Source organism: Empedobacter sp. UBA7494 (genome assembly GCF_002478465.1).
Classification (GTDB): domain Bacteria; phylum Bacteroidota; class Bacteroidia; order Flavobacteriales; family Weeksellaceae; genus Empedobacter; species Empedobacter falsenii_B.
In genome coordinates, this window is record NZ_DLOC01000092.1 from 24,326 (window position 1) to 38,966 (window position 14,641).

General features: G+C 33.6%; 11 protein-coding genes. 5 read left to right on the plus strand and 6 right to left on the minus strand.

All coding sequences use genetic code 11. The annotated features are described in order from the left end of the window. Positions 1-78: 78 nt before the first annotated feature. Together cysS and folE are read right to left on the minus strand one after the other, a co-directional pair. Positions 79-1,551 carry a cysteine--tRNA ligase gene (gene cysS / locus B4E95_RS10830; RefSeq protein ID WP_291091486.1) on the minus strand — a complete coding sequence of 491 codons (1,473 nt, stop codon included), beginning with the start codon at positions 1,549-1,551 and terminating at the stop codon, positions 79-81. A gap of 17 nt (positions 1,552-1,568) precedes the next feature. Then, positions 1,569-2,246, minus strand: coding sequence for a GTP cyclohydrolase I FolE (gene folE, locus B4E95_RS10835; RefSeq protein ID WP_291091488.1), 678 nt, complete (start codon positions 2,244-2,246; stop codon positions 1,569-1,571). A gap of 100 nt (positions 2,247-2,346) precedes the next feature. Between folE and hutH the strand changes: the two genes are divergently transcribed. From hutH to B4E95_RS10850, 3 genes are all read left to right on the plus strand, one after another. Then, positions 2,347-3,894 carry a histidine ammonia-lyase gene (hutH, locus tag B4E95_RS10840; RefSeq protein ID WP_414647152.1) on the plus strand — a complete coding sequence of 516 codons (1,548 nt, stop codon included), beginning with the start codon at positions 2,347-2,349 and terminating at the stop codon, positions 3,892-3,894. A gap of 315 nt (positions 3,895-4,209) precedes the next feature. Beyond that, entirely contained in the window at positions 4,210-6,189 is a 1,980-nt protein-coding gene (locus tag B4E95_RS10845; protein ID WP_291091491.1) for a urocanate hydratase, read from the plus strand. A 6-nt stretch (positions 6,190-6,195) separates the two neighbouring features. Then, entirely contained in the window at positions 6,196-7,860 is a 1,665-nt protein-coding gene (locus B4E95_RS10850) for a hypothetical protein (protein ID WP_291072911.1), read from the plus strand. Between the two features lie 251 nt (positions 7,861-8,111). On the opposite strand, the gene B4E95_RS10855 is transcribed toward B4E95_RS10850, so the two are convergent. Both B4E95_RS10855 and B4E95_RS10860 read right to left on the minus strand, forming a co-directional pair. Further along, positions 8,112-8,363: a hypothetical protein gene (locus B4E95_RS10855; RefSeq protein ID WP_125350491.1), complete on the minus strand. Its 252-nt coding sequence runs from the start codon at positions 8,361-8,363 to the stop codon at positions 8,112-8,114. Positions 8,364-8,434: 71 nt separating this feature from the next. Next, the gene (locus B4E95_RS10860; protein ID WP_185144212.1) at positions 8,435-8,593 is read right to left on the minus strand and encodes a hypothetical protein; all 159 of its coding nucleotides are present in this window, start codon (positions 8,591-8,593) and stop codon (positions 8,435-8,437) included. Between the two features lie 213 nt (positions 8,594-8,806). Between B4E95_RS10860 and B4E95_RS10865 the strand changes: the two genes are divergently transcribed. Together B4E95_RS10865 and B4E95_RS10870 are read left to right on the plus strand one after the other, a co-directional pair. Then, positions 8,807-9,679: a pirin family protein gene (locus tag B4E95_RS10865; RefSeq protein ID WP_291091493.1), complete on the plus strand. Its 873-nt coding sequence runs from the start codon at positions 8,807-8,809 to the stop codon at positions 9,677-9,679. A gap of 24 nt (positions 9,680-9,703) precedes the next feature. After that, positions 9,704-9,985: a GNAT family N-acetyltransferase gene (locus tag B4E95_RS10870; protein ID WP_225539677.1), complete on the plus strand. Its 282-nt coding sequence runs from the start codon at positions 9,704-9,706 to the stop codon at positions 9,983-9,985. Positions 9,986-10,028: 43 nt separating this feature from the next. Here B4E95_RS10870 and ggt read toward each other — a convergent pair whose 3' ends face one another. Beyond that, entirely contained in the window at positions 10,029-11,696 is a 1,668-nt protein-coding gene (gene ggt, locus B4E95_RS10875; protein ID WP_291091496.1) for a gamma-glutamyltransferase, read from the minus strand. Between the two features lie 76 nt (positions 11,697-11,772). Then, positions 11,773-14,574 carry a TonB-dependent receptor gene (locus B4E95_RS10880; RefSeq protein ID WP_291091498.1) on the minus strand — a complete coding sequence of 934 codons (2,802 nt, stop codon included), beginning with the start codon at positions 14,572-14,574 and terminating at the stop codon, positions 11,773-11,775. Between the last annotated feature and the right edge of the window lie 67 nt (positions 14,575-14,641).

Genomic DNA, 14,641 nt, shown 5'->3' on the forward strand with positions numbered 1-14,641 from the left:
ATAAATTGTTAAATAAAATAATGTATAATGAAAAAACCCACTTATTTCTAAGTGGGTTAAATATTTTATAAATCTTTCTTAAAAAGTGAAAGTTGTGCCATCAGCGCCGTCTTTCAGTTGGATACCTAATGCACTTAATTGATCACGAATCTGATCTGATAAAGCCCAATTTTTATCCACACGTGCCTGATTACGCATTTCGATTAGCATTTTTACAACACCATCTAATTTGTCAGAACTTTCGTTTACAGCTTCTGTATCTAAACCTAAAACATCATGAACAAAACCATTCATAATCGCTTTTAAACGTTCTAAATCTTCTGCTGTAATATTCTCGAAACTATCTTTGATTGAATTAATCATTTTTACTGCCTCAAATAAATGTGCGATCAATATTGGCGTATTGAAATCATCATCCATTGCGGTGTATAATTTCGCTTCTAATTCATCAATATTAACGGTAGAAGTTTTCTTTGGTGTAATTGTTTCTAATGTTTTTAATGCTTCAACCAAACGATTATATCCTTTTTCTGAAGCTAACATTGCATCATTCGAAATATCTAAAACACTGCGATAATGCGCTTGTAAGAAACAAAAACGTACAACAGCAGGATGAAATGGTTTTTCGAAGAAATCATTTTCACCATTCACTAATTGCATTGGCAAAATGTAATTTCCAGTCGATTTGCTCATACGCTGACCATTCATCGTCAACATATTTGCATGCATCCAATATTTTACTGGTTCGTGACCATTAGAACCTTTTGCTTGCGCAATTTCACATTCGTGGTGAGGGAATTTAAGATCCATTCCACCTCCATGAATATCGAAATAATCTCCAAGATATTTTGTACTCATCACTGTACATTCTAAGTGCCAACCAGGAAAACCATCTCCCCAAGGTGAAGCCCAACGCATGATGTGAGCAGGCGAAGCATTTTTCCAAAGTGCAAAATCCACTGGGTTTTTCTTCTCTCCTTGCCCATCTAAATCTCTTGTATTATTGATTAATTCTTCAATGTTACGGTTACTCAATTCACCATAATCAAGTCCTTTTTTATTGTAAGCTTCTACATCAAAATAAACTGATCCGTTTACTTCATAAGCAAATCCTAAATCAATTAATTTTTCTGCTAAAGCAATTTGTTCCAAAATATGACCTGTCGCTGTAGGTTCGATTGTTGGAGGTAGTAAATTAAATCTTTCTAAAACTTTATGAAAATCAACCGTATATTTCTGTACGATCTCCATTGGTTCTAACTTTTCTAGTTTAGATTGTTTTACAAAACGATCATTTTCTACATTTCCGTCATCTGTTAAATGTCCTGCATCAGTAATATTACGAACGTAACGAACTTTGTAACCCAAAAATTTTAGGTAACGATAAATCATATCAAACGACATAAACGTACGTACATTCCCAAGATGCACATTACTGTAAACGGTAGGTCCACAAACATACATTCCAACATTATCTTGATTAATTGGTTCGAACGTTTCTTTCTGTCCCGTTAAGGAATTATGTAATTTTAATTGATTTTCTTTTACCATTTTATAGGATTTATAATTTAAACATTGAAAGGAGTTTTCATTCCGATGTACGAAATAAACTCTTTTCTTAATTGCTCATTATCTTTAAAAGCTCCACCATATTCAGCAGTTACTGTACTTGATTCGATATCTTTGATTCCGCGCGAATTTACACACAAATGTTTCGCATCAATAATACATGCTACATCGTCTGTACCTAACGCTTCTTGCATTGCTTTCACAATTTGCATTGTCAAACGCTCTTGTACCTGCGGACGTTTTGCATAATATTCTACAATACGATTCATTTTAGACAATCCGATTACTTTCCCTTTCGAGATGTAACCAACATGTGCACGTCCAACGATTGGTAAAAAGTGATGCTCGCAAGTTGAATAAACCACGATATCCTTTTCAACCAACATTTGATTGTAGTTATATTTATTTTCGAAAGTTGACATTCCAGGCTTACGCTCTGGCAATAAACCACCAAAAATCTCTTTTACGAACATTTTCGCAACACGTTTTGGCGTTCCTTTCAAACTATCATCTGTTAAATCTAAGCCTAAAGTTTCCATGATGTTACGGAAATCCGCTTCTATCTTTTCCACTTTTTCTTCAGCAGACAACTCAAAGGCATCAGCTCTCAAAGGCGTTTCTAAGTTTGCTGAAATATGGTCGTCCCCCATTTCGTCATGAAGATGTTTATCACACATTACATAAAAATTTTAGCAAATTTATAAAAGATAGTGTTATAAAACCTTATCAAATCTCAATTTATTACATCTGAAATGATTTCTATCTTTTATCAAATCAATGAAAAGATTATCTTTGAAGTATCACAAATTCGAAAAAATGATCAAGAAAACTTACGGCATCGATTTTCTTTCGTTCGAGAATTACAAAGGAATCAAAGAAGGAAACATCGAAATTGAACTTAATGAAGCGAGTAAACAACAAATCTTAAAATCGCAACAAAACGTTGCTAAAATAGTTGCTTCTGGTCAAACAGTTTATGGAATTAACACTGGTTTTGGACCACTTTGCGACACTAAAATCTCGGAAGAAGAAACGCGTCAACTTCAACATAATTTATTAATCAGTCATGCGGTTGGTGTTGGAAATCCAATCAAGAAAGAAATTTCTAAAACCATGTTAATTGCAAAAGCACATGCTTTATCAAAAGGATATTCTGGTGTGACTTTAGATGTTGTGGAACGAATTTTACTAATGGTCGAAAAAGATATTATTCCGGTCGTTCCTGAAAAAGGATCTGTTGGAGCATCTGGAGATTTAGCGCCATTATCACATTTATTTTTACCATTAATTGGTGAAGGAAAAGTTTGGGATGGCGATACAATTGTTTCGACAAAAGAAGCTTTGGCTAAACATAATTTACAACCTTTACATCTTTCTGCAAAAGAAGGTTTAGGGTTAATCAACGGAACACAATTCATTTTATCTCATGCCTTAAACGGTTTAGAAAAATTCGAATATTTATTGAATTTAGCTGACGTTGCGGGTGCTTTATCATTAGAAGCTTACGAAGGTTCTCCTCGCCCATTCGAAGAAGAATTGCATCAAGTTCGTCCATTCAAAGGAACTTTATTGGTTGCAGAACGCATGCGAAATTTATTGAAAGGTTCTGAAATCGCTTTCTCTCACGCAGATTGTGGTCGTGTACAAGATCCATATTCGTTACGTTGTATGCCTCAAGTTCATGGTGCATCACGAAATGCATTTTTCCATTTACAAGAATTAGCTGAAATCGAATTAAATTCTGTTACCGATAATCCTATCGTTGTTTCGGACGAAGAAGCCATTTCTGGTGGAAACTTCCACGGACAACCATTAGCTATGGTATTAGATTACGCTACAATTGCAGCATCTGAATTAGGAAATATTTCGGATCGTCGTCAATATTTATTGATCGAAGGAAAATATGGTTTACCAAAATTGTTAACAGAAAGCTCTGGTTTAAATTCTGGTTTCATGATTCCTCAATATACCTCAGCAGCACTTTGTACAGAAAACAAAACGTTGTGTTTCCCTGCATCGGCAGATAGTATTCCGACTTCTTTGGGACAAGAAGATCACGTTTCGATGGGAAGTATTTCTGGGCGAAAATTCAATCAAGTTTTAGATAATGTAGAACGTATTTTAGCAATTGAGTTAATGTATGCTTGTCAAGGTTTAGAGTTTAGAAGACCTCGTAAAACAAGTGCTTTCTTAGAAGAAGTTTTTGCAAAAGTTCGTTCGGTTTGTCCTAAATTAGAAGACGATCGTTTGATTGGAGATGACATCAATAATATCATCGATTTATTACAAACAGATGATTTCAAAAAATTAATATTAAGTTTCTAAATTATCCTTTTTATCCAGAATTTGTCGAAGGATAAACTATTAATAATATGGGAAACTAGTATATACAGAAGACTCTTTGACATGCTCAGGGGACGATAAAAACTACGACAATCAAGTAAATGTCATTCCAATAAATAGAGGAATTTAAAAAATATAATGTTTCCTGAAACAAGTTCAGGAAGGTTTAACGATTAGTCAAATTGAATTCATTTCAACTTCGCATAACTTTTAGAGATTCCTCGACAAGTTCAGAATAACAACAAAAAATCGTAAAACTTATAACGTTTAACGCAAAACATAAAAACACGCAAAAAAATGACTTTTCAAGAACAAATAAAACAAGGTATTCCTTCTGTTTTACCTCAAAAAAAAGACAGAAATCCTAACGTAAGTCACGCACCAAAGCGTAAAGAAATATTATCGGAAGAAGAAAAAAAATTAGCACTAAAAAATGCGTTACGTTATTTCGAACCAAAAGATCATGCAGAATTAATTCCAGAATTTAAGCAAGAATTGAAAGATTTCGGACGAATTTATATGTATCGTTTAATGCCTGATTATAAAATTTTTGCTCGTCCAATTACAGATTATCCAGGAAATTCAGAACAAGCAAAAGCAATTCAATTAATGATTCAAAATAATTTGGATCACGCAGTTGCACAACATCCAGAAGAATTAATCACCTATGGTGGAAATGGTGCCGTTTTCCAAAACTGGGCGCAATATCTATTAACGATGAAATATTTGTCTGAAATGACAGAAGAGCAAACCTTGGTGATGTATTCTGGACATCCGATGGGATTATTTCCTTCACACAAAAATGCTCCGCGCGTTGTCGTTACGAATGGAATGGTGATTCCTAATTATTCGAAACCGGATGATTGGGAAAAGATGAATGCGTTAGGTGTTTCTCAATATGGGCAAATGACCGCTGGAAGTTATATGTACATTGGTCCGCAAGGAATTGTTCATGGAACAACGATTACCGTTTTGAATGGTTGTCGCAAAATCGATAATGAAGGTACGGCTGGTAAATTATTTGTAACGGCAGGACTTGGTGGAATGTCAGGTGCTCAACCGAAAGCGGGAAATATCGCAGGTGTTATTTCTGTAACTGCCGAAGTAAACCCTGCTGCGACATACAAACGTCATGAACAAGGTTGGGTGGACGAAGTGATTACTGATTTGGATGAATTGGTTGCTCGTGTGCGCGAAGCCAAAGAAAATAAAGAAGTTGTTTCGATTGCTTATGATGGAAATGTAGTGGATGTTTGGGAAAAATTTGATCAAGAAAATGTTTACGTTGACTTAGGATCAGATCAAACTTCATTACATAATCCGTGGGCTGGTGGTTATTACCCTGTTGAATTATCATTTGATGAAGCCAATGAAATGATGGCAAACAACCCTGAATTATTTAAAGAAAAAGTACAAGAATCGCTGCGTCGTCATGCAGATTCTGTAAATAAACACACAGCAAAAGGAACGTATTTCTTCGATTATGGAAATGCCTTTTTATTAGAAGCTTCTCGAGCTGGCGCAGATGTAATGGCAGAAAACGAAATTGATTTCAAATATCCATCTTATGTACAAGATATTATGGGACCAATGTGTTTCGATTTTGGATTTGGACCTTTCCGTTGGGTTTGTACTTCAGGAAAACCAGAAGATTTACAAACAACAGATGAAATTGCTTGTCAAGTTTTAGAAGAAATCATGCAACATTCTCCAAAAGAAATTCAGCAACAAATGCAGGATAATATCACGTGGATTAAAGGTGCACAAGAAAACAAATTAGTTGTAGGTTCGCAAGCTCGTATTTTATATGCAGATGCAGAAGGGCGCATCAAAATTGCGAAAGCGTTTAACGATGCAATTGAGAAAGGTGAAATCGGATCAGTTGTTTTAGGTCGTGATCACCATGATGTTTCTGGAACAGATTCTCCTTTCCGCGAAACTTCTAATATTTATGATGGTTCAAAATTCACAGCTGATATGGCGATACATAATGTCATTGGTGATAGTTTCCGAGGAGCTACTTGGGTTTCGATTCACAACGGTGGTGGCGTTGGTTGGGGAGAAGTAATCAATGGTGGATTTGGAATGTTATTGGACGGATCTTCGGATGCGGAACAACGCTTGAAATCCATGTTACATTGGGATGTAAATAATGGAATCGCTCGTCGTTCTTGGGCAAGAAATGACGAAGCTATTTTTGCGATTAAACGCGCTATGGAAGAAGAACCTTTGCTAAAGGTTACACTTCCTAATATGGTTGATGAAAATTTATTATAAAAGCTTATGAATACTATTGAAAATTTACTCAAATTAATTTCTTCTCAAAACAAAAGAGATATTAAAAAACTCGAAATTAGAGAATTAGAAGAAGAAAAAAAAGGGAACTTTATTGCTTTTGTAGATGACCAGTCGAATAGTTACGATGTAAATATAGTAATCAAAAATAAAGAAGTTACTTCCCATTCTTGTGATTGTGGAAGTAACGAATCTTGGTGTATTCATCAAAAAAAAATGCTAGAAGAAATCGTAAAACTTACCTCTTTAAAACCTGTTAAAAAAACTCGCATAAAAAAAGAAAAAGAGAGCGAAACTTTACTTAAACTAATTGAAGAAGAAGATTTAAGAAAATGGTTACTTGATTTTTTTAATACAAATAGAGAAGCTGAACAATATTTCATGTTATCATTTTCTCAAAAACAAAAAGAGTATTCTCTTGATGAAGTAGAACAATTAATAAAAGATACAATAACCTCAATAATAGGTAAAAAAAGGAAAGTAGAAATATCCGAAGTAAAAAAGATAATCGATTTACTACAAATTGCTCTTGAACCTGTATTTGCTTATATAGATTGCATTATTAAGACGACAGAAATCGTAAAACCACTAATTATAAGAATATGTGATTTATTACTTTCTTTTCATTTTAACTCGGGTACAACAAGTAAAAGATTAGAAAAATATGTTTACGCTATTATAGAAAAATATGCTTTTAGGATCAATAAAATAGCAGTAGAAGAACAATGGAAAAACGTTGTACTTGATCATTGGAGCAACTTCCTTAATATGGATAATATAACTGTAAATGATTTTGAAATAAATAAAGAAATATATTATCAAGCGACTACAGAGAGAAAAAAAATTATCGGACAACACCTTCTAAATTACCTAAAAAAATGGCATAAAGAAAATATAAATTATAACATAGAGATTCAGACATTCTTTCTACAAATCATGATAGAGACAGAGTTGTTTACAGAAATAAAAGAATATTTCAAACCATCAATTTATCAAAATGACTATAATTTAATGATTTTAGAAGAACTAATGAAAACTGACCATATTGCTGTAGAAGCTTATTGTAAAGATATTATTTCAAACAATTCTAAAGAAAAATACAACTACCCTTATTACAATATTCTAGAAAAACTTTATAAACAGACAAATGATTTGCCTAAATATACAGAAATAAAACTTTTAAAATTCCCTTACAATCCATCATTAGAAGATTTTCTTTTTATAAAAAATCATTTAAATGAAGAAGAAAAGTTTAAAAAATTCAGAACGAAAACACTTACTAATCTTAAAATAAATTTTTACGAATCAGATGATTGTATTGATTTATATTTTAAGATATTAGATGCTGAAAAGGAGTATAAAAAAATGATCGATGTAATAAGTAATTATGTTCCAGCTGAAATAATTTTATGTTATTTTGATCAACTCTTTTTATTTAACAAAAATACCTTCTTAATAAATTTACTTAAACGTTTAGCTTATCTCTACAGTTATTCTTCTCAAAAAGATATGGAACTTGATTTAATCAATAAAATTAAAAAATCATACGGCGATATACTTATTAAAAAATATTTAGATTTTTTAATTAATAGCGATAATTTTATAAAAATTAGAATTCAGAATAATGAATTTATAGAAAAACTACTTGACTAATTTATTTGTTTAATTGTGATCTCATAGACCTGAAATAAACAGTTGAATAAAATTCTGATGCTGAAAACAGTTTAAAATCAATATACATTGGGATGTGAATGAAACGATGAAGCTATCTTTTCGACAAAACGTGCCATGGAAGAAGAGCCTTTGCTAAAGGTTACACTTCCTAATATGGTTGATGAGAATTTATTATATATAACTAAACCCACCTCAATTGAGGTGGGCTTTATACTTCTATAAAAAGAATATTAAGAATGTATAGCTACAACAGTAGCTACTGCAGCTCTTACACAATCTTCGATATATGTTTTGATTGCATCACGATCCTCAACATTTATTTTACTGTCTTGATAAGCTTTTTCAACATCATTTTTCAAATCAGTAATTTTCTTTTCAGATTTCTCTATTTCTTTTGCGTCTTTTACATTAATACTATCAATCAACGCTTTACCCAAATCACTTGCTAATTTTTTAGCTTTATCATTTAACAATGCAGGCATCGGAATTTTAGCAACAGCAGCATTTGCGGCAGCAATATCTGTATAAATAACTGTTGCAATATCTGATTTTACTACAGCTTTGTCGCAACTTGATTTGCTTCGTTTGCATCATACGCTTTGTCTAAAGCTTTCTGTGACTCTTTTTGCGCTTTTTCTTGAGGTGTTTCATTTTTACAAGATCCTAATGTAACTAATGCAAATACACCTAAAACTATTGAATTTTTTTTCATTTTTATTTATTTTGTTAGATAGATACAACCAAATATAAAAAAAACAATAATTAGACAAACATCGTTCATCTATATTTTAGAACTATTTAAATTTAACAGATCATACAAACCATTGATATATGTTAACTTATTCAATTAAAACTTCTTACCCTACATCAATACAATCAATACATTGGAATTGTAAATTTGTATAAGAAAATAAAAAACATCATTATGAACACAAAAAATATAGAAGCGGTTATCGCTCCAAGAGAGCCTCATTTCGTAGGAGATGGATTTAGAGTTCATAACTTTATTCCGAGCGGTTATCATTTAGACATGAGAAGAATGGATCCTTTCATTATGTTGGATTATAATTCAAAATTTGATTTTCCTGCAACGGACAAACCAAAAGGTGTTGGTGTACATCCGCATCGTGGTTTCGAAACAGTAACAATCGCTTATCAAGGAAGTGTTTCTCATCATGACAGTGCTGGCGGAGGTGGAACAATTCACCAAGGCGATGTACAATGGATGACAGCTGCGTCAGGAGTTTTACACAAAGAATATCATGCAGAGGAGTTTTACAAAAAAGGAGGAATTTTTCAAATGGTTCAATTATGGGTAAATCTCCCTGCAAAGGATAAAATGAGTGCGCCTAAATATCAAGCTATTGAACACAAAGATATTCCAACCGTTGAAGTTGAAAATGGATTTGTAGAAGTTATAGCTGGTGAATATAACCAAGCAAAAGGTGCTGCATCTACTTTTTCTCCTGTTCATATGTTGAATGCAAAATTAAATGAAGGTGGTAAAGCGAATTTTAATTTTCCAGCACATTACAATACGATCTTATTAGTTATAGAAGGAGAAGTAAAAGTGAATAATCAAGAAATTGTTCCGACAGATCATTTGTTATTGTTTACTAATGAAGGAGAAGATTTTACAATCGAAGCGACTGAAAGTAGTGTGGTACTTATTTTGAGTGGAGAACCTCTAAATGAGCCAATCGCATCATACGGTCCATTTGTAATGAATACACAAGAACAAATTCGTGAAGCATTTGACGATTACAATCACGGAAAATTTGGTACATTAGAAGATTAAATATTCAACTTAAAAATATATTAGATGGAAATTAAACAAATTGATGATAAAAAAAATGGTGCTTTTGTCGTTTTAGATGGCGATAAAAAAGCTGGAGAAATGGCTTATGTTTGGGCTGGAGATGATAAAATTATCATCGATCATACAGAAGTTGATGAAGCTTATGGCGGACAAGGTATTGGTAAAAAAGCTTTTTTAGCTTTAGTCGATTGGGTGAAAAAAGAAAATATCAAAGTAATTCCTTTATGTCCTTTTGCAAAAGCACAATTTGAAAAAAATCCTGATACTAGAGAGGTTTTGTCTTAATTTAAATAAGGCTATTCAAAATTTGAATAGCCTTTTTATTTTATTAATATCCCACCGCTTTGTCATCACCTCTTGGATCTGCACCAGCTTGATATGTTCCGTCAATGTTGACCAAAATTCCTTCCACACGCCCGTAAGGTTTACGTTCTTTCAATGTATAGCCTTTTTGTTTTAACGATTCACGAACGTTTTCTGAAATTGCATTTGGCTCATAATCGATTTGGTCTGGCAACCATTGATGATGAAATCTTGGTGCTGCAACAGCTTCTTGCATCGTCATTCCGAAATCAACAACATTCAAGATGGCTTGAAAAACTGACGTTATAATTGTAGAGCCACCTGGCGTTCCCACAACCATAAACAATTTACCATCTTTCTCTAAAATAGAAGGCGTCATCGAACTTAACATTCTTTTCGAAGGTTCAATCGCATTAGCTTTTCCTCCAACTAAACCATATAAATTTGGTGTACCTGGTTTTACAGAAAAATCATCCATTTCATCATTCAACAAAAATCCTGCACCTTCTACTACAACCAAAGATCCATAGGAATTATTCAAAGTAGTCGTTACAGAAGCCGCATTTCCATCTTTGTCAACAATTACATAATGCGTTGTTTCCATCGATTCTTTACCGATTATTTCTCCCGCTTTGATTGCTGAACTTGGTGTTGCTTTATCAAACAAAAAATCTTTCATTCGATTTACATTATAATTTTTATCCAATAATTGTTTTTGCGGAACTTTTATAAAATCTGGATCACCTAAATGCTCTGCACGATCTGCATAAACGCGACGCTCTGCTTCTACCATCACTTGAATTGTAGAATCTGCCTGAAATCCCCATTTATTAATTGGATAATCTTCGATTGATTGAAACAACGAAACCAACGCAATTCCTCCACTTGAAGGCGGCGGCATCGAAATCACTTTAAGACCTTTATAATTTCCAGAAACTGGCGTTCTCCAAACCGATTGATATTCTTTTAAATCTTCGTGCGAAATAATTCCGTTTCCACGTTTCATTTCTTTCACTATTAAATCAGCTGTTTTTCCTTCATAAAAACCAGCTCGACCTTTTTGCTGAATTAATTTTAACGTATTTGCTAAATCTTTTTGAACCAACAAATCTCCTTCTTTCCAAGATGATTTAGACGTTAAAGCATTCGTTTTTGAATTATATTTTACAAAATCATTGTGCTTATTTGTCAATTCACTCGCTTGTTGTTTGGTAATTTTAAATCCTTTTTGAGCTAAATTAATAGCTGGCTGAACTAATTCTTTCCAATTTAATTTTCCATATTTTTCATGCGCTTTCACCATTCCATCGACTGTTCCAGGAACACCTGCAGCAAATTGTCCATACAAACTAAGATCAGTAATTGCATTGCCGTTTTTGTCCCAATACATATCTTCACTCGCTTTCAAAGGTGCTTTTTCACGATAATCTAACGCATCTGTCTTTCCTTTTGCATCACGATAAACCAAAAATCCACCGCCTCCAATATTTCCTGCATTTGGATAAACAACCGCCAACGCAAACTGAACTGCAATAGAAGCGTCAATCGCATTTCCACCTTTTTTCAGAATTTCAACTCCAACTTTTGAAGCTTCGGGATGAGCCGTTACAACAACTCCATTTTTGTAAGATTCTTGCGCATTCAACTGAATAATCGCGAAGAATGAAACTATAATAAATGATATTTTCTTCATAAAATCGATTTAAACAAAAATACCAAACCTTCATCAATTAAGACAAAGATTTGGTAAAACATATAAACTATTTAAATTATAAACTTAATGATAGACGAGCAAAAGCAAAACGTCCTCCAGTTCCGAATTGTTGTCCAGTACGTGAATACACGAAATATCCTGCTCCTCTATTTCCTCCAATTTTCGTTTCATCAGGATAAATATCAAATAAATTATTTGCACCGATTGTTAACGAAATATTTTTGTTGAAAGCATAGCCAAAACTCAAATCTGTTACAACTTTTCCGCTAAAAGTTTGCGAATCTGCCACCGTATTTGTCGCTGCATCAACCTCTCCGAAATACACATTTCTTAAGTAAACATTCCATTTATCCAATGAATAATTCAAGGATAAATTGATTTTTGTACGAGGAATAGCTGATTCTAAATAAATACGACTCGAACGATCAAAATAAGTAGACTCTTTTCCTTTTAATAAATCCGAAGCATGAACGTCGCCCACAACATTTGTTTTACTAAAAGTCGCCGATAAATCTCCACGTAATTTTCCTGCGCCTAAACGATCTTGATACGTCAAAACAACATCTATTCCTTTGGTTTCAGTATCAATTGCATTTGCGAAGAAACGAGCCGAAGTTGCATTTGCTTGTTGCAATAATTCGTAAATCTCTTTGTCTTGAGCTGATGCATTTGCTGCATTACTTCCTGTGAAAGATCCTGTGTAAATGATTCGATCATCAATTCTGATAAAATATCCATCAACACTCAATTTGAATTTTCCCCAATTTGCCGTTGCTCCAGCCGAAACTGATTTCGATTTTTCTTCGTTCAATTGTGGAATTCCTAATAATTTCGCAGCGCGACTATCATTTGTAAAAGTTCCTGAATTAGAAATTGCTCCATCTAAGAATAAACTTGAAGTTGCGCTAAAATATAATTGATGTAAAGATGGTGCTCTAAATCCTGTACTTGCAGCCGCTCTCAACACATAGTTTCCTAATTTGTATCGAGTCGAAATTTTTCCATTTAACGTTGATCCAAAATCTGAATAATCTTCGTAACGTAACGCAGCAGCTACTAAGAAATCTTTCGTAAAATTGAATTCAGTATCTAAATACGCCGCAATAGAATGACGATTCGCATTGACTTCATTCGCTGGTAAAAAACCAGGAAAAGCTTGCGCTCCGCCTGCTAAAGCAGTACCATTTGCAGCAAATAAAGTATTGATATTTCCGTTAAAATCTTGCACATAAATTGGCTTTCCATTTCCGTCTACGCCAATTTGACGAACTTTACCATAATTCGCATAAGATGCTTCTTCACCGCCTACAATTTGATAATTTTCATAACGAAATTCTGCACCAAAAGCGACATTAATTCCAGCTAAAACATCATCAAAAAAACGTGTAAAATCTAGGTTGGTTGTATTCTGCGTAAAACGATATCCACCAGCTTCAAAAGATGTTGGCGAAGATTCTTTCATCGATGCGTTAACTGTATTTTTGACTCCAAAATCTATGGTATTATTTCCGTATGTGTTCGAAAAATCAACTTTCCAACCGTTAATTTCACTACGAATTCCCGCTGCTAAAGAGCGATCGTAATTATTGGTTTGAATTAATGGTAAAAATCCATTTGGATAAATTGACGCTACTGTTTGATGTAACTGAGCAGGCTGACGACGAAAAGCCGCCGATTCACCCAAACGATAATTTAATCCTCCAAATGCATAAATTTCGGTTTTATCTGAAACTGGAAAAAGTGAATTAATAAAAATCGCTCCTCCTTCATTTTTTGATTGTCCAATGCGCGAAACATAATCAGCACGCGTTTCTCCACGACGGGCTAACTCCTCATCTGTAATATCTTTTCCAGTTGGATTTGGATATAAATCTGGTCGATTATAATCAGAGAAAATTGTTCCTGTAAATTCTTTTTGACGATTGAATGGTTGACGCTTGTCGTAAGAACCTGCAACATTTACAAATCCCCCTTTTTCACCCACTTTTACACCATAATTTACATTCGCTTGAAAAGTTTCACCATCAAAATGATCTTCTGCATTTTTCGAAAGATTTCCTCCATAGGAAATTGACGCACGTAGTTTATCTGTCGAATCTTCCAAGACAATATTAATCACACCTGCAATCGCATCAGAACCATATTGAGCAGCGGCTCCATCTCGAAGAATTTCAATTCTTTTAATTGCAGAAGTTGGAATTGCATTCAAATCTGTACCAACAGAACCTTTACCAAACGAACCATTAATATTAACCAATGATGTTGTATGACGACGCTTTCCGTTAATCAAAACCAATACTTGATCTGGTCCTAAACCACGCAAAGAAGCAGGATCTATATGATCTGTTCCATCAGAAATAACTTGCGTATTCGAGCTAAAAGATGGCGCAACATAATTTAAGATTTGATTCAACGAAACTTGTCCAACATCTTTTGTCACCTCTTTAATATCTATCACATCAACTGGCGTTGAAGAATCTAATTGTGTACGTCCGACCGCGCGTGAACCAATCAAAACGACTTCGCTAAGATCAGTATCCGAATTGATTGATTGTAAAAAGAAATCTAAAGAAACTTCATTTTCATCAAGCACATTAATCGTTTGCGTCGTTGTTGGCTCACCTATTTTTGAAACAATAATTTCATACTTCCCAGGCTCTAACGTTAATTGATATAAACCATCTGCATCTGTTGTCGTCGTAATATTTGTTCCTTTTACATTAACCGTTGCTTGATCGATTGGTCCATTTACATCTTCAACCGTACCTGTGACTTTGGTTTGAGCGAATAAAAATGTTCCGCCGAAAAGAGCAGTTAGAAAAAATATTTTTTTGAGTGAGTATAATTTCTTGTTCATATTTACAATTTTAAAAGTCTAGCAAATTTATAGACTTTATAGAATATAAAACAAGTCGTTTTTAAAT